The organism is Pseudacidovorax sp. DMC4 (assembly GCF_056314265.1).
In genome coordinates this window covers 160,543-184,984 of the sequence record NZ_JBQUYR010000007.1, presented here as the reverse complement: position 1 = coordinate 184,984, position 24,442 = coordinate 160,543, and the positions used below count along the sequence as shown (strand labels likewise).

The window sequence follows — 24,442 nt, the reverse complement described above, 5'->3', positions numbered from 1 at the left end:
CATCCACCACGAAGAACCCAGGAGACACACCATGATGCACATTGCACGCCGTTCGCTGCTCGGGCTGGCCCTCGCCGGCACCACGGGAGCGCTGGGCCTCGCCGGCTCGCTGCCGGCCGCGGCCGAGGCCTCGCCCGCCTATCCCGATCCCAACCGGCCCATCCGCATGGTCGTGCCCTATCCGGCCGGCGGCGCCACCGACGTGCTCGCGCGCCTGGTGGCGCAGAAGCTGGGTGAGGCCTGGAAGGTGCCGGTGGTGGTCGACAACCGCCCCGGTGCCAGCGGCACCCTGGGCACACAGCTGGTGGCGCGCGCCGCGCCCGACGGCCACACCGTGCTCTTCAGCATCGTGGCGCTGGTGCAGCAGATCCCGCTCATGAACCTGCCCTATGACCCGCTCAAGGACTTCGTGCCGGTCACGCGCGTGGCCCTGAGCCCCAGCATCCTGGCCGTGCCGCGCAGCACGCCGGCCTCGAACGTGCGCGAGTTCGTGGAGCTGGTGAAGGCGCAGCCGGGCAAGTACAGCTACGGCTCCTACGGGGCGGGCAGTTCGTCGCACATCCAGGGCTCGCTGCTGAACCTGCAGGGCGGCCTGGACATGGTGCACGTGCCCTACCAGGGCGGCGCCCCGCTGGTCAACGCGATGATGGGCGGGCAGCTGTCGGCCGCGTTCGTGGACGCGGGCTCGTCACGGCCGCACCTGCCCAAGTTCAAGCTGCTGGGCATCACCGGCACGCAGCGTGTGAGCTGGCTGCCCGATGTGCCCACCTTCAAGGAGCAGGGCCTCACCGGCTTCGAGCCGCTGGGCTGGTTCGGCATGCTGCTGCCGGCGGGCACGCCGCAGCCGGTGGTGCAGAAGTTCTCGGCCGAGTCGCTGCGCATCCTGGCGCTGCCGGACGTGCGCGAGAAGATCGAGGCGCTGGGCCTGGTGCCCGCCGGCGACACGCCGGCCGAGTTCGCCGCCGTGCTGCGCAGCGATGCGGCGGCCTATGCGGCCATCATCCGGGACGCGCAGATCCGGTTGAACTGAAGAAGCCTCGACTGCGGTGGACGGCTCAAGGCGGGCCGCATCGCGCCGCAGCCAGAGCCTCTCTCCCCTCGCGGAAGAGGGGGTGGGGAGAGGGGGCGCATCCATCGGCCCCCTTCGGTCAAAAGCCGCCCCAGCTCTCCGCCCTATTTCGACGCCCCCACCGCCGCATAGCGGAAGGTCGCCATGCCCCGCGCCACGGTCCGCCCCTGCGCATCGCGCAACTCGGCCTCGCAGAAGCACACCGACCGTCCGCCACCAGTCGCCTGGGCCTGGGCCTGTGGCGCATCCCCCGGCACGCCGCTGAACATCAGCTGCATGTCGACGGCCGCCAGCGGGCGGCGGACATCGTCCAGCCGGCTGCGGGCCGCACGGGCCAGGGCGGCATGCAACAGCGCGGTGCTGCGCAGGGCGTCGTCGCCGGCCGCGCAAGCCTCCACGTCGCTGCCGGCACCGGCGCTCATCGGCGGCTGGCCGCAGCAGCGGCGCTGAAGTCGCGCGGGCCGGTCAGCGCCAGGCCGCCGTCCACCGGGATGATGGCGCCGGTCACATAGCTGCCCCAGTCGCTGGCCAGCAGCATGGCCATGCGGGCGATGTCCTGCGTCTGCCCCAGCCGGCGCAGCGGCACGCGCTGGGCCATGGCGGCCAGCGTGTCGTCGGTGGGCGCCAGGCGGCGCAGGCCTTCGGTGTCGGCGATGGGCCCGGGCACGATGGAATTGACGCGGATGCCCTGCGGCCCCCATTCCATGGCCAGCACCTGGGTCAGCATGTCCACGCCCGCCTTGGCCGCGCACACATGCGCCTGGAAGGGCGTGGGCGTGAAGGCCTGGCTGGCCGAGATCTGGATCACGCATGCCCCCGGCTGTCGCAGGTGCGCATGGGCCAGCCGGGCCACGTGGAAGCTGCCCATCAGGTCGATGTCCACCACCGTGCGGAAGGCATTGGGCGACATGTCCAGCACGCTGGCCAGGAAGTTGCCGGCCGCGCCGGAGACCAGCACGTCGATGGGCCCGAAGCGGGCGGCCGCAGCCTCCAGCGCGGCCTGCACGGCCTCGGGCTGGCGCACGTCGGCCGCCTGGCCGAAGGCCTCGGCGCCTTCGGCTTCGAGCTGCGACACGGCAGTGGCCACCTTGTCGGCCGAGCGGCTGATGAGCGCGATGCGCGCACCGGCCCGCGCAAAGCCCTGCGCGATGCCGAAGTTGATGCCGGAAGAGCCGCCGGCCACGAAGACATGGCGGCCGGAGAAGTCGAACACGGGAGCGGCGGGGGATGCAGTCATCGCAAAGGTCCTGTGGAAGGGCGTGGGCAGCGGGGCCTGCGCTACTCGGGTTTGAAGCCGATCTCGGCCAGCATCTTCTGGTCGCGCGCGAACTGCTCGCGGGCGAAGGCGGCATGGGCCTCGGGCGAACTCGGCTGCGGCACCATGTCGTACAGGTCGAGCTGGCGCAGGTAGGCCGGCGAGGCAGCGGCCACACGGAAGGCCTCGTGCAGCCGCTGAACCATGGGCGCAGGCAGCCGCTTGGGCGCCACCAGGCCGACCGGCGAGTCGATCACGAAGTCGTGGCCCAGCTCCCGCAGGGTGGGCACGTCCGGATGGTTGGGCAGCCGCTGCGCGGTGAAGGTGGTCAGCAGGCGCACGCGCCCGCCCTGCACCTGGGCGCCGAAGCCGGGATCGGAATACACGTCCAGGTGGCGTCCGATCAGCGCCTGGAAGGCTTCGCCGCCGCCCTTGTAGGGCACCATGTTGAAGGAGGTGCCCGCCGAGCGAGCCAGGCGCTCGGCCGTGATGCGGTTGATGCTGATGGCGCCCACGTTGCCCCAGCTGATCTTGCCGGGCCGCGCCTTGGCGTCGGCCATGAGCTCGTCGAAGCGCTTCCAGGGCGCATCGGCCGCCACGCACACGCCGGTGGTCAGGCCGAACAGGTTGCCCAGGTAGCTGAAGTCCTTGAGCGGATCCCAGTTCACCCGCTGCACCAGCGGGGCGCGGATCACGGAGTTGTGGATCACGGCGATGGTGTAGCCGTCGGCCTCGTTCATCAGCGCCACGTTGGCCGTGCCCGTCACGCCGCCGGCGCCCGGATGGTGCATGAGCACCACGGGCTGGCCGAGCTCGCGCGAGGCGGCCTCGGCCAGCGCGCGGATCACCGGGTCGAAGGAGCCACCCGGCGGAAAGGGCAGCACCAGCTGGATGGGCCGGCTGGGGTAGGGCGCGTTGGCCCGGGCCGTGGAGGCCATCGGGACGGCCCCCAGTGCGGCCAGGCCGGCGACGAGGCGCCGGCGGCGCGGCGAGGCGATGACGGTGGTCATGGGTCGTGTCTCCTTCGTTGGGGTTCGATCGACAGGCCGCACGCGGTCAGCCTGGAAGCGGGAGGTAGCGGAAGCTGCCCTGCGCCCGCGCCACCGTTCGGCCCTCCGCATCAGTGGCGACGGCGCGGCACCAGGCCACCTGGCCATCGGTGGCCACCACCTGCGCATCGGCGGTGAGCGTGCCGTGGCCCGGCTCCAGGAAGCTGGTGCTCAGGTTGAGCGTGACGGCGGTGCGCGCGAAGTCCACCTGCGAGACGGCCGCGCTGGCCATGGCCACGTCCAGCAGCGTGGACACCACGCCGCCATGCACGGCGCCGATGACATTGCCCAGCTCTTCGCGAGCATCCAGGCTCATGCGCGCGCGGCCGCCCGCGGAATGCTCGCGCCGCATCTGCAGCAGCGCGCAGAAGGGCACCCTCGCAAAGAGCTGGCGCGGATCGTCGCCCGTCACCGGGCGCGGACCGGCGACGGGTGCCTGCGGCGCGCCGGTCATGCGTCGGCGCGCGCCTGCTCGCGCAGCACGTTCTTGAGCACCTTGCCGGCGGCCGACAGCGGCAGTTGCGGCAGCACGGCCAGGCTGCGCGGGCACTTGTAGCCGGCCAGCCGCTCGCGGCACCAGTCGCGCAGTGCATCGAGCGTCGGTGCTTCGGTGCCCGGCCGGGCGACAACCACCGCATGCACGCGCTCGCCCCAATGGGCATCGGGCAGTCCGATCACGGCCGCCTGGGCCACGGACGGATGGCTGCGCAGGGCGCCTTCCACCTCGGCGCAGTACACGTTCTCGCCGCCCGTGATGATCATGTCCTTGATGCGGTCGACGATGCGCAGGTAACCCTCGGCGTCCATGCAGCCCGCATCGCCCGTGCGGAACCAGCCGTCACGGAAGGCCGCCGCGGTGGCCTCGTCGTTGCGCCAATAGCCGCGCGTGACCATGGGTCCGCGCACCACGATCTCGCCCACGGTGCCACGGGGCACAGGCTGGCCGCCTTCGTCGACGATCTCGATCTCGGCGCCCAGCCCGGCGCGGCCCACGGACTGCAGGCGGCCCGCGGCACGCGCCTCGGCGGAGCGGTGGTTCAGGGGCAGGTTGATGCACACCGCGCCGGCTGTCTCGGTGAGTCCGTAGGCCTGGAAGAACTCGGCATGCGGCCAGGCCTGCAGGGCCCGGTCGAGCAGGTCGGGCGGCATGGGCGCCGCACCGAAGGCGATGCGGTCCAGGCTGCGCACCCGCTGGGGCGCGAAGCCCGGCTCGTCCAGCAGGGCCTGCAGCATGGTCGGCACCAGGATCACGTCGGTGATGCCGTGGCGCTCGATGGCCGCGAGCACATCGGCCGGCCGGAACTGGGCCATGGTGATGGCACTGCCGCTGACCAGCGTCTGGCCCACCAGGCGGCCCAGGCCGGCTACGTGGAAGAGCGGCGCCACCAGCAACGACACCGACTCCGGCGCGTTGTTGAGCTCCGCACCGCGCGTCATCGACGCCGTCCAGAAGTTCGCATGGCTGAGCACCACGCCCTTGGCGCGCCCGGTGGTGCCGCCGGTGTAGAGCAGGCAGGCCACCGCATCGCCGCCGGTGCGGGTGTCGGGCACCGGCGGGCAGGTGGCGGCTTCGTCCGCCAGCGCCGCCAGGCGCAGCACCGGCACATCGAGGCCGTCCGGCATCGCGGACGCCAGGCCGTCGCCCGCCAGCAGCAGCCGCGCGCCGCTGTCGGCCACTGCGTGGGCCACCTCGGCCGCCGACCAGCGCACGTTCAGCGGACAGGCCACGGCCCCCAGCCACCAGCAGGCATGGAGGGCGCGCACCAGCAGGTCGTCGTTGGGCGCCAGCAGCGCCACGCGATCGCCGGCCGCCACGCCGCGCCCGCGCAAGGCCGCGGCATGGCGCGCCACGTCGTCCAGCAGTTGCGCAAAGCGGTGCTGCCGCACGAAGCCGTCACCGACGTGGGTGAGGGCGATCTTCTCGGGATGTCTCTGCAGGGCGCGATGCAGGCCTTGGGTGAGGTACACGGTGAGGGCGCACGGGGCGGGTTCGTTCAGACGGCCCGAGCGTAGGCAGCGCTGGCGCTGCACCCAATGGCTGGATCGGTCGGGGGCGTTGGCGAAACCTTCCAATCACAGGCGGCTGCCCCGCGATGGCAGCCCGCCGACTGCCCGGCGACCCGGCCCTATTGCCGCACCCAGCCCGAGGCGCTGATCACAGGCGCCCACTCGCGGGTCTCCGCCGCCATGCGGGCCTTCAGCTGATCCGGCGTCGAGGGACTGGGTTCGAACACCAGGGCCGCCATGCGCTCCTGCACGGCCGGCGTGCCCAGGGCCTTCTGCAGGGCCTGGTTGAGGCGGTCCACCATCGGACGCGGCACGGCTGCAGGGGCGAACATGCCGATCCAGAAGTTCATCTTCAAGGCATAGCCGGCCTCCGTTGCCGTGGGCACCATCGGCAGCTGAGGCACACGCTGCTCGCCAGTCACGGCGATCACCTTGAGCTTGCCGGCCTTGTGGAACTCCAGGAAGTCGCCAAGCGCCGTGATGCCGGCCGTGAGATGGCCGCCGGCCAGGTCCTGCACCATCGGCACGGAGCCGCGATAGGGCACGGCGGTCAGCGCCAGTCCCTGCTGCTTCGCCAGCATCGACAGCAGGAACTGCGGCTTGCTGCCGGGCGCGGACACACCGACGTTGCCCGCCGGCGGGTCGGCCTTCACACGGGCCATCAGGCCTGCCATGTCCTGGATGCCGCTCGCCTGGCTCACCGCCAAGGCGCCTGCGTAATGGGCCACCATGCCGACGGGCTGGAAGTCGGTCGCCATGTCGAAGCCTGGGTTGGCCAGGGTCAGGGGAAGGATCACCGCCGTGTGATCGGGCGCGACCATCAGCGTCCGGCCGTCCGGCGCCGCGCGCTTGAGCTGCTGGGCCGCGAGCTGGCCGCCGGCGCCGGCCGCCACCTCCACCAGCATGGGCACGCCCAGCGTCCTGCTCATCTCTTCGGCCACTTGCCGGGTCACCACGTCGATGGTGCCGCCCGCCGGAAAGCCAACCAGGATGCGGATCGGCCCGCCCATGGCGTCGGCCTGGGCCATGGCGGCCGTCCCGACCAGGCCGGCCACGCAGAAGGTGGCGGCGGCGCGGAGCCAGCGCCGGACGGTGTGCGATCGAAAGCGGGGCATCGGGAGTCCTTTCATCAGAGCCAATCAACCGGGCGTGCGCGGCAGCAGCAGCGCGCTGCCGTGGCGACGTGCATCGAGTTCGATCTCCAGATCGACGACCGGCGGCCGCACCGCATGACAGGTGACGGCGCAGCCGGCGCCCGCACGCGACGACAGGCCTTGCAGCAACGGCCGGTGCAGGTCGTGGACGCTGTAGAGGTTGAGTTCCTTCACGTCGGCCCAACCCACGCCCAGGGGCGCGAAGCGCGACTCGAGGTCGCCGAGGGCGAACTGCAGCTTCTCGCGCAGCGCATCCGGCGAGGTCTCGCCCAGGCGCACGATCGCGTCGCGGTAACCCGGCCGGTCGGGGCATTCGGCCGCGCCCGAGGTGACGAAGTCGGGCCGCTGCTGCGCCGCCGCGGTGGGTCGCGTGTAGCTGAAGGCGTGGAACACGACGGTCTCCGGCGGCCGGTCGGCCGGCACCAGATTGCATCGGGCCACCGGGTTGGCGCCATCCAGGTAGATGCCCCATCCCTCCAGCGGCTGCACATAGCGCCGGTTGAAGGACACGAAATCCGCCTCGGTCAGCGGTGCGGGTGAACGCAGTTCGCAGGCGCACAGCGCCGCCATCGGCCGGCCAAGCGCGCGCAGATGGGCCTCAATGCGTGCGAAGCCCTCCTCGAGCGGTAGGGCGGCGTCGAAGACCGCGCGCTCGATCACGAAGCCCGGCTCCGCAACGACCGCCGCCGAATACTGGAATCCCCCCGGCAGGTAGCGGAAGCCGCCCTGAGGAACGGAAATGGTGGAAGGCATGGTCATCGCGATGGGCGTGTCAGGGGTTCGAAGAAGCAGGGACGGATGCCAAGGCGCGGGCCATGAGAAGGCGGCACGCCCGGTGGACCTCGTGGGCCGGATCGGCCAGGGCCTCGACCACGGCGAAGTGGCCCGCGTCCGGGCAGATGCCCACGACAGGCACCGCCAGCTCGCCCCAGGCATCGCGCAGCAATTGCGTCTGGCGCTGGAACTCCCCGCTCTCCGCGCCGCCGACCACGGCATGGACCACGGTCCCTGCAGCGGGCCGGTGCACTGCGGGGCTCCAGGCCCGCGCCGTCTCTGCCGACAGCTGCAGATCGTCATGCAGGAAGGGCACCTGCATCAGCGGCTGCAGGTCGTGCAGGCCCGACAGGCTGAACACCCTGGCCGCCTGCTGCACGCCGAGCATGGCCACCAGGTGACCGCCCGCCGAATGGCCGGCCACGGTGATGCGCACCGGCCCTGGGCTGCCCCATGCCGCCGCCTGCGCCTCGACCCAGCGCAGGGCCGCCGCGGCCTGCTCAAGGATGGTGCCGATGGTCACGGCCGGGCACAGCGCGTAGTTGGGCAGCACGACCGCGGCGCCGGCCGCCGTGAACGCCGGCGCGATGAAGCGGTGCAGCGCCTTGTCGGAGCCGCGCCAGAAGCCGCCGTGGAAGAACACCAGCACCTCTTGCACGGGCGTGCCGGACGAAGGCATGAAGACATCGAGCGTCTCGGCCGGGGTCGGGCCATAGGGCACATCGAGCCGACCGCCCAGGACCTCGCGGGCCTGCTCGGAGCGCTGGGCCCAGGCGCCGAACAGCGCCTTGGGGTCCACGCCGGCCAGGGCCTGGTACTGGGCATCCCACCACGAAGCATCCGGCATGTCGGCGCCTTCTCTATTTAGTACGTATTCGTATCATATGGACGGACGAAGAGGCCGGCAAGTCGCGTCTGCAGCGTGGCTTGAGGCGCTCAGCCGCCGAAATCGAGCATCTTGCGCAGCAGGGCGGCCAGTTGCTCGCGCTCGGCCTCGCTCAGCCGGCGCGACACCTCGGCCTGGTATTCGCGGGCAAGAGCCAGGCCATGGTCCAGCACATCTTCACCTGCGGGTGTGAGATAGAGGCAGAACTGCCGGGCATCGATTGGCGACTTTTCGCGCCGAAGCAGGTCCTTGCCGATGGCGCGCATGACCAGGTCGCTGCAGGTGTTGGCATCGAGGCCGATCTCCTGGGCCGCCTGGATCTGCGAGATGCCGGGCCGCTGGGCGATCGCCACCAGCAGCGCCAGCTGGCGAGACGTGAAGTCCGTGCCGTAGACCTGGCTGAAGATGGCGTCTGCCGCGAAGTGGGCGCGCCGCAGCAGGTAGGGCAGGTGGGCTTGGAGGTCGAAGGTTCTGTGGTTCATGGGGCCGCAATCAGTTTAAGCACCCGACCCCACGACACGGCCGCCGCACAAGAGCTCGGCCGCGGAGAGCCGGCGAGAATGCCCCGATGGCCCAAGGCAAGCGCATTTCCACTGACATCGGCGACGACGCCCTCCACACCATCCAGACCCTCGGCGCCGCGGCCAAGGCGGCCCGGCTGGCCGCCGGCGAAGGCCAGGCCGCTGCGGCTGCGCGCCTGGGCGTGCATGTGCAGACCATCGGCCGCATCGAGTCCGGCGAGCCGGGTGTCTCCGTGGGCCATATGGTCGGACTGTTGGCGCTGTACGGCATCGGCGTGCAGCCGCAGCCACCGCAGGGCCGCTGAACGATGGCGTCGATCTCCGGCTCGCCCGCAACCACCGTCCTTCGCACCTTGCCCAACGGCGTGCGTTTGCTCGCCGTGCCCATGCCGCAGGTGCAGAGCGCCAGCGTCGGCGTCTTCCTGCGCGTCGGCTCGCGCGACGAGACGCCGGCCACCAACGGCATCAGCCATGTGCTGGAGCACATGGCCTTCAAGGGCACGGCCACGCGCTCGGTGCAGGCCATCAACCTCGACGCCGAGCGCCTGGGGGCCGACGTCAACGCCTTCACCGGCAAGGACAGCACCGCCTACTTCATGACCGGCCTGGGCCGCCATGCCAGCCACCTGCTGCGCATGACGGCGGACATCGTGCTCAACAGCACCTTTCCCGAGCAGGAGCTGCAGCGCGAGCTGGAGGTGATCCGGCAGGAGGCGATCGAGTACGACGAAGATCCGCAGGACAGCGCCGACGACCTGCTCGACCGCGCCATCTGGGGCGAGGCCCCGATGGGCATGCCGGTGATCGGTACGCTGGAGAACATCGAAGGCTTCCGCCGTGACGATCTCGTGCGCCATGTGCAGGCGCACTACGTGGCCGGCAAGACTGTCGTGGCGGCCGCCGGCCGCTTCGATGTCGAAGGCTGGCTGGCGCTGGCGGAAGAACTCTTCGGGGCCATGCCGGCGTCACCCGCTGCACCAGCGACGCAGGCGCCTGCGCCTGCCGCCTACGTCGGCCAGGCCCTGGCGCGGCGCTTCACCCAGGTGTCGCAGGTGTTCGTGAACATCGCCTATCCCATCGCGCCGTCGGACCCGCAGGCCGTGGCGCAGACACGCTGGCGCCTCACGGCCCAGCTGGCCGCCAACCTGCTCGGCAACGGCATGTCGTCCCCGCTGTCGGACACCATCCGCGAGAAGCTGGGCCTGGCCTACACCGTGGACGCCAGCATCGACAAGGGCGACATCTGGGCCAACTTCGTGGTCAGTGCCGTGACCACGCCGGACAAGCTGGACGCGCTGGTCGCGGCCACCGGCGACCTTCTGCGCGCGCATGCGACGGCCGTCGATCCCGTGCACCTGGAGCGCGCCCGCAACCAGCTGACCGTGTCGCGCGTGCGCACCGCCGAACGCACGTACGGGACGATGGAGCAGGCGGTGGAAGAGCTGCTGGCCACCGGCACGGTGATGCCCATGGGCGAGGCCCTGGCGCTGATCGAGGACATTGGCGCGCACGAGGTGCGCGCCGTGTTCGAGGGCATGCTGGCGCATGCGCCGGCGGTGGCGATCACGGGCAAGGCCGCCACGGCGCGGCAGGCCAAGGCGCTGTCGGCACGCCTGAGCGCGCTGCCGCGAGGGTAGACGCAGGCTGCCCGGAGCCGGCGCCGGCGCCCGGCGCGAGTCGCCCGTCAGTGCACCATCAACACCGGCAGGGTCATCGACGCCAGCACGCTGCGTGTCATGCCGCCCGTCGCCCACTCGTGGACGCGACTGTGGCCCCAGCAACCCATGACCAGCAGCCCGGAGCCCAGATCGGCGGCGAGCGAAAGCAGGCGCTCGGGCGCGTCGCCGTGCTCGCGCCCGCCGTCATGGACCACGGCGTCGATGCCGTGCTGTTGCAGGTACTCCTTCAACGGCGCCAGTTCCTGCAGGGCCGCGTCCGAATACGACACCAGGTCGACGCCCCGCGCAAGCCGCATCCAAGGGATGGCCGCTGAGACGGCCCTGGCGCACTCCCGCGTCGGCCGCCAGGCCACCAGCACGCGCCGGCCCAGGATGTCGAAGCGGCCCGCCCACGGCACCATCAGCGTGGGCTTGCCGCTCGCGATCATCACGGCGCTGACGAAGCCAGCGGAAACCTCGTCCACCTGCGGATCGGACGGATCGCGCTGACCCAGCACCACCAGGTCGTGGAACAGCGCGCACTGCGCGAAGGCCCAGGGCGTGCTGCCGCGCGGCGACAGCCAGCTGATGCGGTCCGTGTCGGCGGCCACGGTGTCGAAGGTCGTCCGTGCCCGGTCGAGCGCCTCCCGATCCAGGGTCTGGAGCGACGACAGCGCCGCACCGGTGAAATCCATGGCGTAGGGGTAGCGCTCGTACGCGCTGAGGATGCACGGGAGCGCATGGCAGTGCGCATCGAAGGCCCGCGCGAGCTCCGCCGCGAGTCTCAGCCGCGCGGCGCCGTGCGGCGAGCTGTCGAGGTGGACGAGGATGGATCGGGGTAGGGTCGACATGGTTGCGCCTCTCGCATGCGCCGACGGCACGAGCGTCTCGCCGCGTCGGCGCTCAAGGCGGAACGGACGCATCCCATCGACGAAGAAGGGATGTCGTCATCGTGCGCGTCCTTCAGGAACGCGATTTGCGCTCTGTCAAATGCCCGGCTGGGCAGGTCCGCCGGCGCGGCGGCTCTTGAGCTCACCGAGCATGGCGCCAGCAGTCACTTCCTGCTCAAGCCGCGCCGCCAACCCGCTGCCGTCTGTGTTGCCGCCTGGCATACGAAAGAAGCGGTCGAAGACCCGTGCTTGGTATTCGGGCGGGACATCGGGGCCGGTGTCCACGCCTCCCGTCTTCAGCGGCGGCTTTGCAGCGGTAGCCGTCCTTCCGGCTATCCTCTCGACCGGCCGGTTCCGGCCAGAAGCTGACATCACGGGTAACGCCCGAGAGCGGACGCAAGACCGCAGTGCGGGAGGAGACGCTGGACGGAGATCAGCCAGCGATGGACCTCGCGATTGACTTCGTCCGTCTTGTGCCTGGGGCCAAAGGGTCGGGCCACTTGCCTAAGGATTGCTTACCATCCAGCGCAGCTCGACACCCTGTGCAGTCAAGCTGTCGTTGGCTGCGGCCATGACAGTGCGAACATTCTCCACAATGCCTTGCGATGCCAACCCAGGCTGAACGGCATAGACGTTGAGCTGATAAGCGATTGGGTCGTAGGCTTTAAGCAGCTCAAGCGCATCATTCCGATTGCCAACAATGAACGGCGACACACCGCCCCGTGGCCGGGCCAACGTGCGCCTTTCGACGTGGCGCAGCAGAAGCTCTTTGCGCTGGAACTTTCCTGACTTGGCAGACTGGCCCGCGAGCTCGTAGACGTCGTCAACCCGCTCGCCCGACACCGGCCCACCAGCGCCCTTGCAGTGATACAGCGAGATAGATAAGCGCTGTCCAGGTAGCTCCTTGGCAACAATAAAGTCGGCCGCCTCTCCTGATCGGTGGTCGTACAAGACGAAGGCTGCGCCTGCATTGGCGACAAGATGGTCCTGCAAGAACTTCTGGACGGTCGGTCGCGCGGGGTTGCGGTTGTCGAACTCGACGTCTATGTCGCAGCCTGCCCAGTCGTGCACCACGATGCTCTCTGGCCGCAGTCCGGCTCCTTGCCGGCGTCGAGTCAGCGTGCTGCGGGTGAACGAGTCGAGCTCTTTGGTGAAGAAGGTGAGCGAGTTGTCTTCAAGCCACTCCTCCAAGGACTCGTACTGCCCCTCTGAAGAGTTGACGCGAAAGCGCGGCTCATCGTCGAGCAATGCATAGTGCGGGCTTTGGGCAAGCCGGTACCGCACACGCCGATGGCGGACACCATCCCCGACACGGAACTGCAAGGACAAGCCATCACCAGCAACCGCAATGTTGCTGACTTCGAGGTCAAGCACGCAGGTCGAGACGGCTTCACCGCCATCGCCAATCAAGACCTGCGGGTTGTCACGGTACGCATCTTTGCCCCAGTCCGTCATGCAGGTTGTTGCAGGCAAGCGCTGAAGGGATTCACCAAACGACAACAAGTCAAGACCCGAACGCCCGATGTTGACCTGGTTTGCAGTGATGCGGCCATGGAGGGCATCCATCCAGTCAATGATCTCTGGAATCGATAGCTTGCCGTTAGACCATACTCGGCCGCCTGCGCTTGCCCCGATCACCTCAGCCGCACCATTGACTTGGCCGCGGCCCATGAAGTGGCCCTGGGTGAAGTTCGCGGCGTCCGTGTCGCGCACTCCTCGGTCAGCGTTGCTGCCCGCAACGATGCGGTAGGACTCTGCGGTGGCGGTGGGTGAAGTGCTTCGTATGCCGACGCTGTAGAACTCCTGGTCGCTCATACCATTGAGGACCTTGCGCAGCTGCTCGAACGCCAGCGGTATGGCGCTGCCGTCAAAGAAGAACTCGATGAGCTCTGCGTAGTAACGCTCGGACCTTTCAGTGGCAGTGATAAACAGCAGCTGCGAGGCAGGGAAATACTTCAGCAAGAAGCACTCGTGCGACGCGTCGATGAGATGGTCGTCGCGGTACCAGACCGGCGAGCGCACCAACTTGGTCAGCAGCAGGTAAGTCGTGCCATCGTCGCTCTTCCAAGCATTCGTCACCTGTAGCGCCTTCAAGGCCTCGGGCGACTCGTCGAAGTCGGGCGGCTGACCGGTCCGGTAAGCAGCTATGTGCTGTGAGAGACGGAAAGCACCTGGGTTGACAGCTTCGTAGTCGGCTGAAGGGTGTCCGGCCTGCGCAAAGGCCTGAAGAGCTTCTCGCTCCCGAATAGCAAGTTGCTGGCGCACCTCCACCACGTCGGCAAGGAGAACATCCCAGTCGACACCTTCACGGTAGAGCTCGGAACTCTCGGAGTCAACTTCACGGGGCACCGCAAGGAAGGTAGCGGCGCCTGTGTTTTGGTCGTTGGTACGAGCAAACCGTCCGATGAATTGAAGTGTGGGTACGAGCGTCTTGTGGGCGCTATGCAGGACCGCGATCTTGAACTTCGGAAAGTCGTAGCCCTCTCCGAACATGTCCACGCAGACGACGCCATCAAGCTCCCCGTCTTGCAGCTTGCGCTCGGTCTCCTCTACCTGCTGCTTAGACTTTCGGCTTGAGACAGCCTCTACGCGAAGACCCGCCGCGACGTAGGCCGTGGCGAGGCGCTCCGCATCCACCACGCGCTCGGTGCGGGCCAGGATTCGGTGCTGCAGGCCAAGCGCCTGGTCACGGCGGAAAACCTCCACCGCGCGAGCGACAAGCGCAGCATCTTTCGCCTCTGGCAGCGCCTCAGGAGCTACGACGACCGGGACGAAACTGACCTTGCCAAAGGCACTCTCTTCAACGGCTCTTCGCAAGGGGTAGTAGAAGACCAGCCGACCTGGGAGCTGGCGTCGGTCACGTCGAAACGGGGTGGCCGAGAGCAGTACGTGACGAGCATTCGGTGTGGCTCGAATGAACTCGGACCAAGTACGGGCTGGCGAGTGGTGGCCCTCATCCATCAGCACGAGGTCAAACAGGTCGTCGGGTGGCACGGGCACTCCGGCAATCTCCGGGCTGGCGGAGTACGGTGTGCAGACCACCACGTCGAAGGCCTCGAGGCGCCGCCAATCTTCAATTGAGTTGATGCGGTCCTCGACAACTTCTACGGCCGGGCCCGGTAGCTCAGCTTCAGAGGGCAGCGCCGTCAGCTTCCTGAGCGTCTCAAGGCTGCGAAATGCCTTGGCAGTTTGCGTGCGCAGCGCGTTGGTTGGCGTGACCACCAAAACTCGCCGGCATCTGGCCAAAAAGCAGGCAGCGGTGAGGACGGCGGTCTTTCCGTAGCCCGTTGGCAGCGAAAGGATGCCTGGTTCCTGTCGTTCGATAAGGTGCGCCGCCAGAGCATAAAGCGCTCCAACCTGACCTCGCCGCAGGCCCGTGTTTGGGCCAGTCCCCTCGCGCAGTACAAATCGAGATGCGTTATCTTGAAAGTACGACAATGAATGCCTCCCTTGAGATGTTTTTGCGCCAATCTTGACGTCTATCGCTTGGGCGTGGAATCCCCCTTAGGATCCTTCTGCCCATTGACCGCGGGCGTAGAGCGTACCGCCTCGTCCAAGTTCACATCACTCAACAACGACAGCTGCAGCGGGAAGAGCAGCGCATCTGCCAACTCTTCGCGCACACGCTAAGCCATTAGCCGGCGGATGTTGTCTTCGCCAGCTACACATGGCCGCCCATGGTCAGCGGTCCAAAAGGCTGCAAGGCCACTGGACTGCAGAGGCCCGCGAGCGTCCGGTCTTGAGCGGCGCCAAAGTCCGCTGAGGGCCCATCAGAGACATTCGCGCCGCCAGAATGCAGACGCTCGTGTGCCACACAGCTAACTTCACTTTGGCGCTTGACGAATACGTCGAAGGGTGTCAGAAAACGCGACTCCAAGTTGCATGCGTTGGGCCGTATGCAGGTAACGAGGGAAACCTTCACACCGGGCTCGATACACGTCTTCGCCACCCCTTCTCAATTGGATGTAGAAATCTTTCTTGGTGCTTTCGTAGAGCTCTTTAGACCAAGCATCTAGCGCCTCACGCCGACTGACGCTGCCCCCGGCCTTCTGTTCAAGTAACCTTTGCCAACGGGTTTCAATCTCGCCGAGCACGGCAGCGTTACGCGCACGCCAATCCTCAACCGCAATACTGTTTGCTGCAGCACTAGCAGGGAAGTCTTTGGCGCACAAATCTCTCATGGCCTCTACCTGCCGGATTTCGCCGTGGAGCCCGGCGAGATCAACTGCATACTGGTCGCCAGAGGCTTGAGCCGACATTGAAAGAAACGTGGCGAAGATCACATGCAGGATTGAATGACGCATTGGGAGGTTCCAATTTTGGCCGGTTTTTGCCTATCCCGTGAATGGCAGCTCTTGGCCGAATTCTGCCCGACGGCCGCAGGGTGCCCGCAGCGTAGTACGTCACCACACGCCGGAAGCGGGCGGAGCAAGCTTCGTTTTCAAAAACGCGAAGTACTTGGGGTCGTCTAGAGCAAATATCTCCTTTCCCTCCAGCATGTACGCTCTTGCCAGATGTTCTGCTGCCACTTCGTTTTGCCCTCGCTCAAGTGCGCTTTGGCCGAGGCGCAGATGAAGGAAGGGGTTGCCGAAACCACTTGGACAGCGCATCGCGTACTCCATTGCCTCTGAACCTGAGACGAAGAAGCCGCCGAGGAAGCATGCGTCGCCTATGGCGGCGAGAATCCAGGTACTGGACTCCCAATCGGCCTGCGGTGCTGGCAATAACACCCAAGCCTTGTTGTACGTCGCGATTGCCTCTTTATAGAGCCGCTGCTCAGCAAGCGCGTCCCCGTCAGCGCAGATCTGCTTGATATCTGCGTGGATGGCACTCGGCAAGTCGTTCATGGCGATTGGTGAACTGAAGGGAGGGCGGGAAGGTGAGCTTCTGGCCTGATTGTGTTGGTGATGCGAACGGCTGCTGCTGGCCGACTGTAGCCTCTGAACGAAGGCGCGAGAAGGGCCCGAAGCGGACTTCACCGCATTGCCGACGGCGCTACGTCACGACGCCAACGTTGGTTCTGCAGGGGCAAGTGCAACTCGGCGATGTTCTTGTTGGCTCTGAACTCCGCAAGCTGACGCATCTCCAGTAGGTACTGCTTCCAGAAGGCATCCCATTTGCGCACTTTTCGAGGTGCTGGAACATGAAGCTTCCAAGGCACTCGAACGCTCTCAACTCCACAGATGGGGCAAAAGAATTGCTCGGTCTGCTGATCGCGTCGCTGAAGCTTTCTGCAGCCAAGACAGGCAAATGTTCGGTTGCTCATCTGATCTCTCTGCCGCTCCTAATGTCCGCTTGTGGCCGAAAGCGGAAGTATGGGGCCGACTGCCGGAACTACGGCTATCAGTCTGAAGCGGTCATTGCCCTGAGCTTTGTCGAACGACGCCCTCCGCGCTGATCGTCAATTCCAAGTACCCGGTCCCCGCATCCACCTCCCGCCCCAACCGCCACCCCACCATCTCCGCCACGACCAGCTCCACCGTCGTCCGCACCACATTCCCATACCCCACATGCCCGCCCCACACGCGCCCCTGCGCGTCGGCCACGCTCATGTGCAGATGTGCGCCTTGAGGTGACAGCGAGCCCGAGAGGCTGAGGATTTCGAAGGGCCCGGTCCAGCGGGTTTCCTGCTCGGCAGCGGCCAAGCGCAGCACGGCACCGTCCAGGCTGCCGATGCCGGCGACGACGAAGAGGGCCGGGCCGTCGGCGTGATCGACGGCGTGCTGTTCCAGCGTGCGCCGCAGGTCGGCGCCGGGCGGCAGGCGCAGGGGAGTGAAGCTCATGGCGCCATCGTGCCCGGAATGGGCAGTTGGCGCTCAGCGCGCCAGCGCCCGGAACTGCGCGATGACAGCGTCGAAGCTCGCATCCGCCTGCAGCCCCAGCCGCCGTGCACGCTCGCTCTCGAAGCGCGAGGGCCAGCCACCCACGATGCGAGCGACGGCCGCGTCGGGCTTGACGGTGACTCGGGCGGCCACCGCCTGGCCGGCGCTGCGCTCCAGCGCCTGCAGCATCTCCGCCACGGTCACGCTGAGGGCGGGCAGGTTCAACGCGGTACGACCGCCGAACTCGGCGCGGCTGGCCTCGGCCACGCGCAGGATGCCGGAAATGGTGGTGTCGGGCGAGGCCAGGGCGACGGCGGTGGAGGGGTCCACCGGGCAGATGGCGTCGATGCCGGCCAGCGGCTCGCGCACGATGCCCGACAGGAAGCCCGAGGCCGCCCCGTTGGGCCGGCCCGGCCGCACCGACACGGTCATCAGTCGCGCGGCGCGACCATCGATGTAGCCCTTGCGGGTGTAGTCGGCCACCAGCTGTTCGCAGATGAATTTCTGGATGCCGTAGCTGGACTGGGGCGTGGGCAGGGTGTCGTCGCGCACCACGGGCGGCAGCGCCACGGCCTCGTCGCCGCCATAGACGGCGACCGAGCTGGCAAAGAAGAACAGCGGCGCCTGGCCGGTGCGCGCCTGCTGGGCGCGCAGCGCCTCCAGCAGGCGCCGGGTGGCTTCCAGGTTGCTGCGCAGACCCAGCGCGAAGTCGGCCTCGCATTCGCCCGACACGGCCGAGGCCAGGTGGAAGACGGCGTCATGATTGCCCGTCATCAGGCTGTCCAGCCGCTCCAGCAGGTCACCTGCATCGCGCTTGACCCGCCGGTCCGCCAGCAGGCCCGGATCGGCGACCGGATGCAGATCGGTCAGGGTGAGCGTGTCGATGGGCTGGCCGCACAGGGTGCCGCGTTGCAGCAGGCTGCGCGCCAGCAGGGTGCCGAGGAAGCCGGCGCCGCCGGTGATGAGGATGTTCATCCCGCCACTATCGGTTAGATCACCGCGCAGCCACAGCTCATGCGCCAGTTCCCCTGGTCGCCCACGATGATCGGTGCCGACGCAGGCCCGGTGCAACAGCCGGCGCCATGCATCGCCGTCCCACCGGGCGCCCGCGCCATGCCGCTCTTGCGCCGCTGCTGGTAGCCGCCGTACACGTTCACCGGCAGCCAGTCGGGCAGGGGCTTGACCACGGCCGGTGCCTGCGCGGCGAAGCTGCCGCTGCCATGCACCACCGTGCCGCCCACCACCGTCAGCACCGCGGTGATGTCGCGGATGTCGTCCTCGGGCACGGCAAAGTAGTCGTCCGACAGCAAGGCGAAGTCGGCCAGCTTGCCGGGCTGGATGCTGCCCTTGCGGGCCTCGTCGCCGGTGAGGGCGGCGCCCTCCAGCGTCCACATGCGCAGCGCCTCGTCGCGGCTGACCAGGTTGCGGTCGGCATTGAGGCGCGTGTCGCCCATGGTCTTGCCGGTCACCAGCCAGTGCAGCGAGACCCACGGGTTGTAGCTGGTGGCGCGGCTCGAATCGGTGCCGCAGGCCACGGGCAGGCCCATCGCCCGCATGCGGCCGATGGCGGGGGCGTCCGCCGCGGCCTCGCGGCCCCAGGTCTGCGCGAAGACCTCGCCGTCCAGCGACATGCGGTTCTGGATGGCGATGCGTCCGCCCATGGCGGCCACGCGCTCCATGGAGCGCGGCGACAGCGTCTCGCAGTGGTCCAGCGCCCAGCGCACGTTCTTCATCGGCACGTCGCGGTTGACCTTCTCGAGCACGTCGAGGATGCGCGTGGCGGTGCTGTCGTAGCTGGCATGCATGCGGATGGGCCAGCCCTTGCCTACCAGGTAGGTCGCCACCTCGGTGAGCTTGCTTTCCATGATGGCCGGGGCGGGCGTCACGCTCTTGCCGAAGTTGGCCGGGTCGGTGGCAGCCCACAGGATGTACTCACCGGCAACCATGCGCAGCCAGTCGTCGCCCTGGCCGGGTGCGACGCGCTGCGACCAGGCCTGGTAGTCGGCCAGTTCCTGGCCCGGGCGCTGCGCGAACAGGTTGTACGAGATGCGCAGCGTCATCCTGCGCTCGGCCGCCAGCTGGGCGATGCCGCTGTAGTGCTCGGGGTAGTTCTGGCCACCGCCGCCGGCGTCGACCACGCTGGTCAGGCCCAGGCGGTTCATCTCGCGCATGTAGAGCTGGGTCGAGAGCGCCTGGTCGTCGTCCGACAGCTTGGGCACGCGCGCGAACAGCGCCACGAGGCCGCCCAGGCTGGTGGTGTTGACCACCAGGCCGGTCGGGTTGCCGGCGGCGTCCTTCTCCAGCACGCTGCCGATGGGGTTGGGCGTGTTGCGGTCGAAGCCCAGCACCCGCAGCGCCGCGCGGTTCAGGAAGGCGCGGTCGTACAGGTTCATGACGAAGCAGGGCACATCGCCGGTGGCGGCGTTGATCTCCTGAAGCGTGGGCAGCCGCTTCTCGCGGAACTGGTAGGGCGAGAAGCCGCCCACAACCTGCACCCAGTGCGGCGGCTGCGTGCGCCGCGCCTGGTCGCGCAGCATGACCAGGGCATCGGCCAGCGAGGGCACACCGTCCCAGCGCAGCTCCTGCGTGTAGGTGAGCCCGCCGCGGATGAAGTGCGCATGCGAGTCGATGAGCCCCGGCACCACGGTGCGGCCCTGCGCATCGATGACGCGGGTGCGCGGGCCGATCCAGCGCTGCATGTCGGCATCGCTGCCCACGGCGGCGAACTGCTCGCCCACGATGGCCAGCGCCTGGGCCCGCGGGCGCTTGGGGTCTACCGTGGCGATGCGGGCGTTGAGCAGCACCAGGTCGGCCGGGCCGGCGGGCGCGGTGCTGGCGCAACCGGCCAGGGCACCGCCCAGGCCGAGGCCCGCGATGCCGCCGGCCGTGGCCAGGCCCAGCGAGCTGCGCAGGAACTGCCGGCGCGGCGGCTCGGGCTCGGCCTCGTGGGCGCAGGCGGGGTCGCACCAGTGGCGGTAGCGCGGCGTGTCCAGATTCGTCGTGGTGGCGGCGGCAGTCGCGCCGCCCAGGCTGAAGCGCTTCATGGCGAGGCGGCTCCGGGCTCAGTCGACCTTGATGCCGGAGGCCTTGACGATGCGCGCGCTCTTGGCCGTCTCGTCCGCCAGGAAGGTGTCGAACTGGGCCGAGGGCATGGTGAAGGGCTCGGCGCCCAGCTTGTCGAGGCGGTCCTTGAGGTCGGGCGCGGCCATGATCTTCGCGACCTCGGCCTGCAGGCGGTCGATCAGCGGCCGAGGCGTCTTGGCCGGCGCGAACAGGCCGACCCAGAACAGGTACTCCGAGCCGGGCACGCCGGCCTCCACCGTGGTGGGCAGGTCGGGCTGCACCGACGAGCGCTTGCCCGTGCCCACGGCCAGTGCCTTGAGCTTGCCGTCCTTGATCAGCGGCAGGGCCGACACCATGGGCGCGAAGAACCAGTCCACGCGCCCGCCCATCACCTCGGTCATGGCCTCGGGCGTGCCGCGGAAGGGCACATGCTGCGCCTGGATGCCCGCCGCCAGGCGGAACACCTCGGCATTCATGTGCGTGGCCGAGCCGTTGCCGGCCGAGGCGTAGTTGAAGCCCCCCGGCTTGGCCTTGACCTGCTCGACCAGGTCCTTCACGTCGGCGAACTTGCCGGGCGAGGTGACCAGCACGTTGGGCAGGCTGGCCATGGGCGTGATGCCGGCGAAGTCCTTGAGCGTGTCGTAGCTCAGGTTGGGATAGATCGACGGGTTGACCAGGTGCCCGGCCGAATGCACCAGCAGCGTGTAGCCATCGGCCGGCGCACGCGCCACCTGCACGGCGCCCAGCGTGCCGCCGGCGCCGGGCTTGTTCTCCACCACCACCGAGGTGCCCAGCGCGGGGCCCAGGCGCTCGGCCACCAGCCGGGCCACGATGTCGGTGCCACTGCCGGCCGTGAAGGGCACGATGAGGCGGATGGTCTGGCCGCGCGGCCAGTCGCCCTGGGCATGGGCGCTGGCGAAGGCCGTGGCGGCCAGAGTGCCAGCGATGAAGAGGCGGCGGCCGAGGCCGCGAGTCGAGGGGAAGGTCATGTCTTGTCTCCGTCTTTGTCTTCTGTGGGGGGATGGGGCAGGCCGCCGTTCGGACTGAGCTTGGGCCTCGAACCGTTCGGGCTGAGCCTGTCGAAGCCTGGTACCGCGCTTCGACGGGCTCAGCGTGAACGGCGATGGATCACTTCGGCCCTGGCGGCTCGTGCGGCATCACGAGCGCCACCAGCACCGGCCGGTTGCTGCGGTTGACCAGCTGCCGCTTCTCGCCCGGCGCGAAGCGGCAGGAGTCGTAGGGGCCGAGCTCCTGCTCCTCGGTCTGGCCATCCAGTTCGCCGACGACGGTGAGCCGGCCTTCGAGCACGAGGTAGAGCTTTTCCATGGGCGAGCCGTCCAAGCCGGTGTGGCCGCCGGGCAGGATCTGGCTCATGCCCATCCACATCTGCTCGGAAGGCCCGGCCTCCTTGCCCTGCAGGCGCAGGCAGCGCATGTCGAAATGGCGGGGCGCCTCATAGGCGGGCGCCTGGTCGAAGCGGGTGACGTGCATGGCGGTCGTCTCCGTTGCTCGCGCTCAGGGCCGCAGCACCACGCGGTCGGTGCTGCCCGAGAGCACCTGGCGGTAGGCCTGCAGCGCCTCGTCCAGCCCGAAGCTGCGCGCCACCGGGAAGGGCTTGAGCGTGCCGCGCTCGAAGCCCTCGCGCATCGCGTCCAGCTGCGCGGTCGAGGCCACGCAGTCCATGGCCAGCGAGTCGATGCCCACGTAGGTGTGCATGCCCCGGTAGAAGGCAAAGATGTCGAAGGGCACGGCCCGGTCGTGGGTGGCGATGAAGATCTGCGTCGCGCCCTTGGCCATGGACTTGTTGGCGGCCTCGAAGTAGGCGCTGCCCACGGTGTTGTAGACCACGTCGGCCCCGCGCCCGCCGGTGAGTTCGAGCACGCGGGCGGCCACGTCTTCCTGGCTGGCGTCGATGACGTCGACCGGCGCACAGGCGAAGCCCTCGAAGGGCCCGGGCCGGCGCTGCACGGCGATCACCTTGGCCCCGGCCTGCGCCGCGAGCTGCGCCGCCGCCTGGCCCACCTTGCCGTTGGCGCCCAGCACCAGCACCACCTGGCCCGCCTGCGGCATGCCGCTGCGGCGGAAGCCTTCATAGGCCGTCACGAAGGGCACGCCCACGGCGCCGGCCTCGTCCATCGAGATGTTGCGCGGGCGCTCGCGCAGCGCGGCCTCGGGCAGCAGCAGGTAGCGCGCATGCGAGCCGTCGCGGGTGATGCCCACGTCGCCGCCGGAGCCGTAGACCTCACGGCCGATCCAGGCGCTGGGCCCGGCGATCACGGTGCCCGCAAAGTCGCGCCCCGGCGTGCGCGGCCACACGGCCTTGGGCATCAGGCCCAGCGTGGCCTTCACGTCACTTGGGTTGACGGCGGCGGCACCGACCTGCACCACGGCCATGCCGGCGGCAGGCGTGGGCGGCGGCTGGTCGACGATGGCCAGCTGCAGCGACGCCAGGTCGGCGGCCTTCTGCTCCACGCGCAGGGCGCGCGCGGCGCCGTTGACTTTGGGATTCGAAAGGGCGTTCATCGTGCGGCTCCTGCGGCTGGCAGGCCGAGCATCTGGCGCGCCTCGGCGGCGCTGGCCACCTGGCCGCCCAGGCTGCGGATGATGTCGCGCGCCTTGGCCACCAGCTGGGCATTGCTTTCTGCCAGCACACCGTGCGACAGATAGATGTTGTCTTCCATGCCCACGCGTACATGGCCACCCATGAGCCAGGCCTGGGCCACGATCGGGAACTCCATGCGGCCGATGCCGAAGGCGCTCCAGAACGCACCACGCGGCAGCATGTTGCGGGCGTAGAGCAGCGTCTCGGGCGTGGGTGCGAAGCCGTACTTCACGCCCAGCACGAAGGTCCACATGCCGGGGCCGTCGAGCGTGCCGTCGGCAATCAGGTCCAGCGCCAGGTTGATGTCGCCGGAGTCGAAGATCTCCAGCTCGGGCTTGACGCCCGCCCCGCGGATCACGCGGGCCATGCGACGCACGTTCTTCGGCGTGTTGATCACCACGTCGGGGCCGCTGTTCATGGTGTTGAGGTCCAGCGAGCAGACATCGGGCTTGATCAGCGCGATGTGTTCGACACGCCGCTCCGGCGGCAGCAGCGAGGTGCCGGGGGCGTAGACCTTGGGGTCGTCCTCGCTCGGCACGAAGCGCCCGCCCGGGCCGGTCGTGAGGTTGATGACGAGTTCGCGGTCGTGACGGCGGATGCGCTCGACCACCTCGCGGTAGAGCTCGACCTCCATCGACGGCTTGCCGGTGCCGGGGTCGCGCACATGGATGTGCACTTGGCCCGCGCCCGCCTCGGCCGCGGCCAGGCATTCGTCGGCGATCTGCGTGGGGGTGATGGGCAGGTGCGGGGTCTGCTCCGGCTTGACCAAATTGCCGGTGACCGCGCAGGTAATGAGCGTCTTGTTCATTGGACCCCCACGCTGGTCACTTCGTGTACTGCGCTGCCCCCCGAGGGGGCCTTCGCGCCTTTGGGCGGCCACGCGGCGCTCATAGGTGACGTCCTCCGTCGACGACGATGCGCGTGCCGGTCACGAAGCGCAGCGTAGTGGCCAGCGCCTCGACCGTGGCGGCCACGTCGTCGGGCAGGCCGATGCGGCCCAGCGGCGTCGTGGTGGCCATCTTGGCCTTGAAGTCCTCGCCGCGGCCGGGCACGAAGCCCGACTCCACCGCGCCGGGTGAGACCGACACCACGCGCACGGCCGGTGCCAGCGCCTTGGCCAGCGCATCGCCCACCACGTCCAGGCCGGCCTTGGCGGCGACGTAGGCCAGGTTGCTGCCCACGCCGGTGAAGCCGGCGATGGAGGACACGTTCACGATCAGCCCGTCGCCGCTGGCCTTGAGCAACGGCACGAACGCGCGAATGGTGGCGAACACGCCGCGGAAGTTGGCCTGCAGCAACTCGTCGATCAGTTCGTCGGTCAGGCCGTCGAGGTCGCCCGCCGGTACCGGCCGCGTGTGGCCGGCGCTGTTGACCAGGATGTCGCAGCGGCCGTGATCGGCTTTCACCTGCGCGGCGGCGGCCTGCAGGCTGGCGCTGTCGACGATGTCGGCGCGCAGCGCGCCGTGACGCTGGCCATCGGCCGAGGGCAGGGCGGCGGCGCGGGCGTCGGCGTCCTCGGCCTTGCGGTGCAGCAGCACGCAGGTGGCGCCCAGGGCGGCCAGGCGCTGCGCGCTGGCGTAGCCGATGGCGCCCAGCCCGCCGGTGATGACGGCCACCTTGCCGTCCAGGCGTGAAACGGGGTTGAAGCTCATGGTCTTGCAGTCGTGGAAGAAGGGTTGGAAAAGGGGGAAG

Annotated in this window: 25 protein-coding genes; 3 read left to right on the top strand and 22 right to left on the bottom strand. The window is 68.8% G+C overall.

Annotated features, from left to right (window positions below; genetic code table 11):
* Nucleotides 1–34: 34 nt before the first annotated feature.
* Complete coding sequence (locus tag ACT54X_RS14860) at nucleotides 35–1,030, top strand: Bug family tripartite tricarboxylate transporter substrate binding protein (protein WP_294372426.1); 996 nt, start codon at nucleotides 35–37, stop codon at nucleotides 1,028–1,030.
* A gap of 143 nt (nucleotides 1,031–1,173) precedes the next feature.
* Here ACT54X_RS14860 and ACT54X_RS14855 read toward each other — a convergent pair whose 3' ends face one another.
* From ACT54X_RS14855 to ACT54X_RS14815, 9 genes are all read right to left on the bottom strand, one after another.
* Nucleotides 1,174–1,491, bottom strand: coding sequence for a hypothetical protein (locus ACT54X_RS14855; RefSeq protein ID WP_476347294.1), 318 nt, complete (start codon nucleotides 1,489–1,491; stop codon nucleotides 1,174–1,176).
* The gene (locus ACT54X_RS14850; protein WP_476347293.1) at nucleotides 1,488–2,306 is read right to left on the bottom strand and encodes an SDR family oxidoreductase; all 819 of its coding nucleotides are present in this window, start codon (nucleotides 2,304–2,306) and stop codon (nucleotides 1,488–1,490) included. Before ACT54X_RS14850 ends, ACT54X_RS14855 begins: the two co-directional genes overlap by 4 nt.
* Nucleotides 2,307–2,347: 41 nt before the next feature.
* Nucleotides 2,348–3,334, bottom strand: coding sequence for a tripartite tricarboxylate transporter substrate binding protein (locus ACT54X_RS14845; RefSeq protein WP_476347291.1), 987 nt, complete (start codon nucleotides 3,332–3,334; stop codon nucleotides 2,348–2,350).
* 46 nt (nucleotides 3,335–3,380) lie between these two features.
* Nucleotides 3,381–3,827: a PaaI family thioesterase gene (locus ACT54X_RS14840; protein ID WP_476347289.1), complete on the bottom strand. Its 447-nt coding sequence runs from the start codon at nucleotides 3,825–3,827 to the stop codon at nucleotides 3,381–3,383.
* Nucleotides 3,824–5,341 carry a class I adenylate-forming enzyme family protein gene (locus tag ACT54X_RS14835; RefSeq protein WP_476347287.1) on the bottom strand — a complete coding sequence of 506 codons (1,518 nt, stop codon included), beginning with the start codon at nucleotides 5,339–5,341 and terminating at the stop codon, nucleotides 3,824–3,826. Before ACT54X_RS14835 ends, ACT54X_RS14840 begins: the two co-directional genes overlap by 4 nt.
* A 158-nt stretch (nucleotides 5,342–5,499) precedes the next feature.
* On the bottom strand, nucleotides 5,500–6,495 hold the full coding sequence (locus tag ACT54X_RS14830; protein WP_476347286.1) for a tripartite tricarboxylate transporter substrate-binding protein: 996 nt from the start codon (nucleotides 6,493–6,495) through the stop codon (nucleotides 5,500–5,502).
* Nucleotides 6,496–6,519: 24 nt separating this feature from the next.
* Nucleotides 6,520–7,293 (bottom strand): 2-amino-5-chloromuconate deaminase CnbZ, encoded by a 774-nt coding sequence (gene cnbZ, locus ACT54X_RS14825; RefSeq protein ID WP_476347284.1) that lies wholly within the window; start codon nucleotides 7,291–7,293, stop codon nucleotides 6,520–6,522.
* 13 nt (nucleotides 7,294–7,306) lie between these two features.
* On the bottom strand, nucleotides 7,307–8,155 hold the full coding sequence (locus tag ACT54X_RS14820; protein ID WP_476347282.1) for an alpha/beta hydrolase: 849 nt from the start codon (nucleotides 8,153–8,155) through the stop codon (nucleotides 7,307–7,309).
* 89 nt (nucleotides 8,156–8,244) lie between these two features.
* Nucleotides 8,245–8,676 carry a MarR family winged helix-turn-helix transcriptional regulator gene (locus ACT54X_RS14815; protein WP_017762254.1) on the bottom strand — a complete coding sequence of 144 codons (432 nt, stop codon included), beginning with the start codon at nucleotides 8,674–8,676 and terminating at the stop codon, nucleotides 8,245–8,247.
* Nucleotides 8,677–8,762: 86 nt separating this feature from the next.
* On the opposite strand from ACT54X_RS14815, the gene ACT54X_RS14810 reads away from it, so the two are divergent.
* Together ACT54X_RS14810 and ACT54X_RS14805 are read left to right on the top strand one after the other, a co-directional pair.
* A complete protein-coding gene (locus ACT54X_RS14810; protein ID WP_476347280.1) occupies nucleotides 8,763–9,020 on the top strand; it encodes a helix-turn-helix domain-containing protein in 258 nt (85 codons plus the stop codon).
* A gap of 3 nt (nucleotides 9,021–9,023) precedes the next feature.
* Nucleotides 9,024–10,352: a M16 family metallopeptidase gene (locus ACT54X_RS14805; protein ID WP_476347278.1), complete on the top strand. Its 1,329-nt coding sequence runs from the start codon at nucleotides 9,024–9,026 to the stop codon at nucleotides 10,350–10,352.
* A gap of 47 nt (nucleotides 10,353–10,399) precedes the next feature.
* Here ACT54X_RS14805 and ACT54X_RS14800 read toward each other — a convergent pair whose 3' ends face one another.
* The 13 genes from ACT54X_RS14800 to ACT54X_RS14740 form a co-directional block, all read right to left on the bottom strand.
* The gene (locus tag ACT54X_RS14800; protein ID WP_476347276.1) at nucleotides 10,400–11,224 is read right to left on the bottom strand and encodes a universal stress protein; all 825 of its coding nucleotides are present in this window, start codon (nucleotides 11,222–11,224) and stop codon (nucleotides 10,400–10,402) included.
* A 135-nt stretch (nucleotides 11,225–11,359) separates the two neighbouring features.
* Entirely contained in the window at nucleotides 11,360–11,548 is a 189-nt protein-coding gene (locus ACT54X_RS14795) for a hypothetical protein (protein WP_476347274.1), read from the bottom strand.
* 219 nt (nucleotides 11,549–11,767) lie between these two features.
* Nucleotides 11,768–14,701, bottom strand: coding sequence for a DEAD/DEAH box helicase (locus tag ACT54X_RS14790; RefSeq protein WP_476347272.1), 2,934 nt, complete (start codon nucleotides 14,699–14,701; stop codon nucleotides 11,768–11,770).
* Nucleotides 14,702–15,087: 386 nt separating this feature from the next.
* Nucleotides 15,088–15,567, bottom strand: a complete 480-nt coding sequence (locus ACT54X_RS14785) for a hypothetical protein (RefSeq protein ID WP_476347270.1) — start codon at nucleotides 15,565–15,567, stop codon at nucleotides 15,088–15,090.
* Nucleotides 15,568–15,666: 99 nt separating this feature from the next.
* Nucleotides 15,667–16,110, bottom strand: a complete 444-nt coding sequence (locus ACT54X_RS14780; RefSeq protein WP_294374569.1) for a tetratricopeptide repeat protein — start codon at nucleotides 16,108–16,110, stop codon at nucleotides 15,667–15,669.
* A 510-nt stretch (nucleotides 16,111–16,620) separates the two neighbouring features.
* Nucleotides 16,621–17,046 (bottom strand): PPC domain-containing DNA-binding protein, encoded by a 426-nt coding sequence (locus ACT54X_RS14775; RefSeq protein ID WP_294374566.1) that lies wholly within the window; start codon nucleotides 17,044–17,046, stop codon nucleotides 16,621–16,623.
* A 33-nt stretch (nucleotides 17,047–17,079) separates the two neighbouring features.
* The gene (gene denD, locus ACT54X_RS14770; protein ID WP_294374561.1) at nucleotides 17,080–18,060 is read right to left on the bottom strand and encodes a D-erythronate dehydrogenase; all 981 of its coding nucleotides are present in this window, start codon (nucleotides 18,058–18,060) and stop codon (nucleotides 17,080–17,082) included.
* Nucleotides 18,061–18,074: 14 nt separating this feature from the next.
* On the bottom strand, nucleotides 18,075–20,129 hold the full coding sequence (locus ACT54X_RS14765) for an amidohydrolase (protein WP_476347268.1): 2,055 nt from the start codon (nucleotides 20,127–20,129) through the stop codon (nucleotides 18,075–18,077).
* Between the two features lie 18 nt (nucleotides 20,130–20,147).
* A complete protein-coding gene (locus tag ACT54X_RS14760) occupies nucleotides 20,148–21,137 on the bottom strand; it encodes a tripartite tricarboxylate transporter substrate binding protein (protein ID WP_476347266.1) in 990 nt (329 codons plus the stop codon).
* A 139-nt stretch (nucleotides 21,138–21,276) separates the two neighbouring features.
* On the bottom strand, nucleotides 21,277–21,639 hold the full coding sequence (locus ACT54X_RS14755) for a cupin domain-containing protein (protein ID WP_476347264.1): 363 nt from the start codon (nucleotides 21,637–21,639) through the stop codon (nucleotides 21,277–21,279).
* Nucleotides 21,640–21,663: 24 nt separating this feature from the next.
* Complete coding sequence (locus ACT54X_RS14750) at nucleotides 21,664–22,671, bottom strand: quinone oxidoreductase family protein (protein ID WP_476347262.1); 1,008 nt, start codon at nucleotides 22,669–22,671, stop codon at nucleotides 21,664–21,666.
* Nucleotides 22,668–23,558, bottom strand: coding sequence for a beta-keto acid cleavage family enzyme (locus ACT54X_RS14745; RefSeq protein ID WP_476347260.1), 891 nt, complete (start codon nucleotides 23,556–23,558; stop codon nucleotides 22,668–22,670). The genes ACT54X_RS14750 and ACT54X_RS14745 overlap by 4 nt, the downstream gene beginning before the upstream one ends.
* Before the next feature lie 79 nt (nucleotides 23,559–23,637).
* On the bottom strand, nucleotides 23,638–24,402 hold the full coding sequence (locus ACT54X_RS14740) for an SDR family NAD(P)-dependent oxidoreductase (RefSeq protein ID WP_476347258.1): 765 nt from the start codon (nucleotides 24,400–24,402) through the stop codon (nucleotides 23,638–23,640).
* Between the last annotated feature and the right edge of the window lie 40 nt (nucleotides 24,403–24,442).

Excerpts from the sequence above, each read along its gene's own strand:
- ACT54X_RS14815 (WP_017762254.1), bottom strand. The coding sequence starts at position 8,676 with ATGAACCACAGAACCTTCGACCTCCAAGCCCACCTGCCCTACCTGCTG.
- ACT54X_RS14760 (WP_476347266.1), bottom strand. The coding sequence starts at position 21,137 with ATGACCTTCCCCTCGACTCGCGGCCTCGGCCGCCGCCTCTTCATCGCT.
- ACT54X_RS14800 (WP_476347276.1), bottom strand. The coding sequence starts at position 11,224 with ATGTCGACCCTACCCCGATCCATCCTCGTCCACCTCGACAGCTCGCCG.
- ACT54X_RS14755 (WP_476347264.1), bottom strand. The coding sequence starts at position 21,639 with ATGCACGTCACCCGCTTCGACCAGGCGCCCGCCTATGAGGCGCCCCGC.
- ACT54X_RS14765 (WP_476347268.1), bottom strand. The coding sequence starts at position 20,129 with ATGAAGCGCTTCAGCCTGGGCGGCGCGACTGCCGCCGCCACCACGACG.
- ACT54X_RS14775 (WP_294374566.1), bottom strand. The coding sequence starts at position 17,046 with ATGAGCTTCACTCCCCTGCGCCTGCCGCCCGGCGCCGACCTGCGGCGC.
- ACT54X_RS14745 (WP_476347260.1), bottom strand. The coding sequence starts at position 23,558 with ATGAACAAGACGCTCATTACCTGCGCGGTCACCGGCAATTTGGTCAAG.
- ACT54X_RS14805 (WP_476347278.1), top strand. The coding sequence starts at position 9,024 with ATGGCGTCGATCTCCGGCTCGCCCGCAACCACCGTCCTTCGCACCTTG.
- ACT54X_RS14785 (WP_476347270.1), bottom strand. The coding sequence starts at position 15,567 with ATGCGTCATTCAATCCTGCATGTGATCTTCGCCACGTTTCTTTCAATG.
- ACT54X_RS14860 (WP_294372426.1), top strand. The coding sequence starts at position 35 with ATGCACATTGCACGCCGTTCGCTGCTCGGGCTGGCCCTCGCCGGCACC.
- ACT54X_RS14750 (WP_476347262.1), bottom strand. The coding sequence starts at position 22,671 with ATGAACGCCCTTTCGAATCCCAAAGTCAACGGCGCCGCGCGCGCCCTG.
- ACT54X_RS14850 (WP_476347293.1), bottom strand. The coding sequence starts at position 2,306 with ATGACTGCATCCCCCGCCGCTCCCGTGTTCGACTTCTCCGGCCGCCAT.
- ACT54X_RS14740 (WP_476347258.1), bottom strand. The coding sequence starts at position 24,402 with ATGAGCTTCAACCCCGTTTCACGCCTGGACGGCAAGGTGGCCGTCATC.
- ACT54X_RS14855 (WP_476347294.1), bottom strand. The coding sequence starts at position 1,491 with ATGAGCGCCGGTGCCGGCAGCGACGTGGAGGCTTGCGCGGCCGGCGAC.
- cnbZ (WP_476347284.1), bottom strand. The coding sequence starts at position 7,293 with ATGACCATGCCTTCCACCATTTCCGTTCCTCAGGGCGGCTTCCGCTAC.
- ACT54X_RS14845 (WP_476347291.1), bottom strand. The coding sequence starts at position 3,334 with ATGACCACCGTCATCGCCTCGCCGCGCCGCCGGCGCCTCGTCGCCGGC.
- ACT54X_RS14840 (WP_476347289.1), bottom strand. The coding sequence starts at position 3,827 with ATGACCGGCGCGCCGCAGGCACCCGTCGCCGGTCCGCGCCCGGTGACG.
- ACT54X_RS14820 (WP_476347282.1), bottom strand. The coding sequence starts at position 8,155 with ATGCCGGATGCTTCGTGGTGGGATGCCCAGTACCAGGCCCTGGCCGGC.
- denD (WP_294374561.1), bottom strand. The coding sequence starts at position 18,060 with ATGAACATCCTCATCACCGGCGGCGCCGGCTTCCTCGGCACCCTGCTG.
- ACT54X_RS14780 (WP_294374569.1), bottom strand. The coding sequence starts at position 16,110 with ATGAACGACTTGCCGAGTGCCATCCACGCAGATATCAAGCAGATCTGC.
- ACT54X_RS14830 (WP_476347286.1), bottom strand. The coding sequence starts at position 6,495 with ATGCCCCGCTTTCGATCGCACACCGTCCGGCGCTGGCTCCGCGCCGCC.
- ACT54X_RS14810 (WP_476347280.1), top strand. The coding sequence starts at position 8,763 with ATGGCCCAAGGCAAGCGCATTTCCACTGACATCGGCGACGACGCCCTC.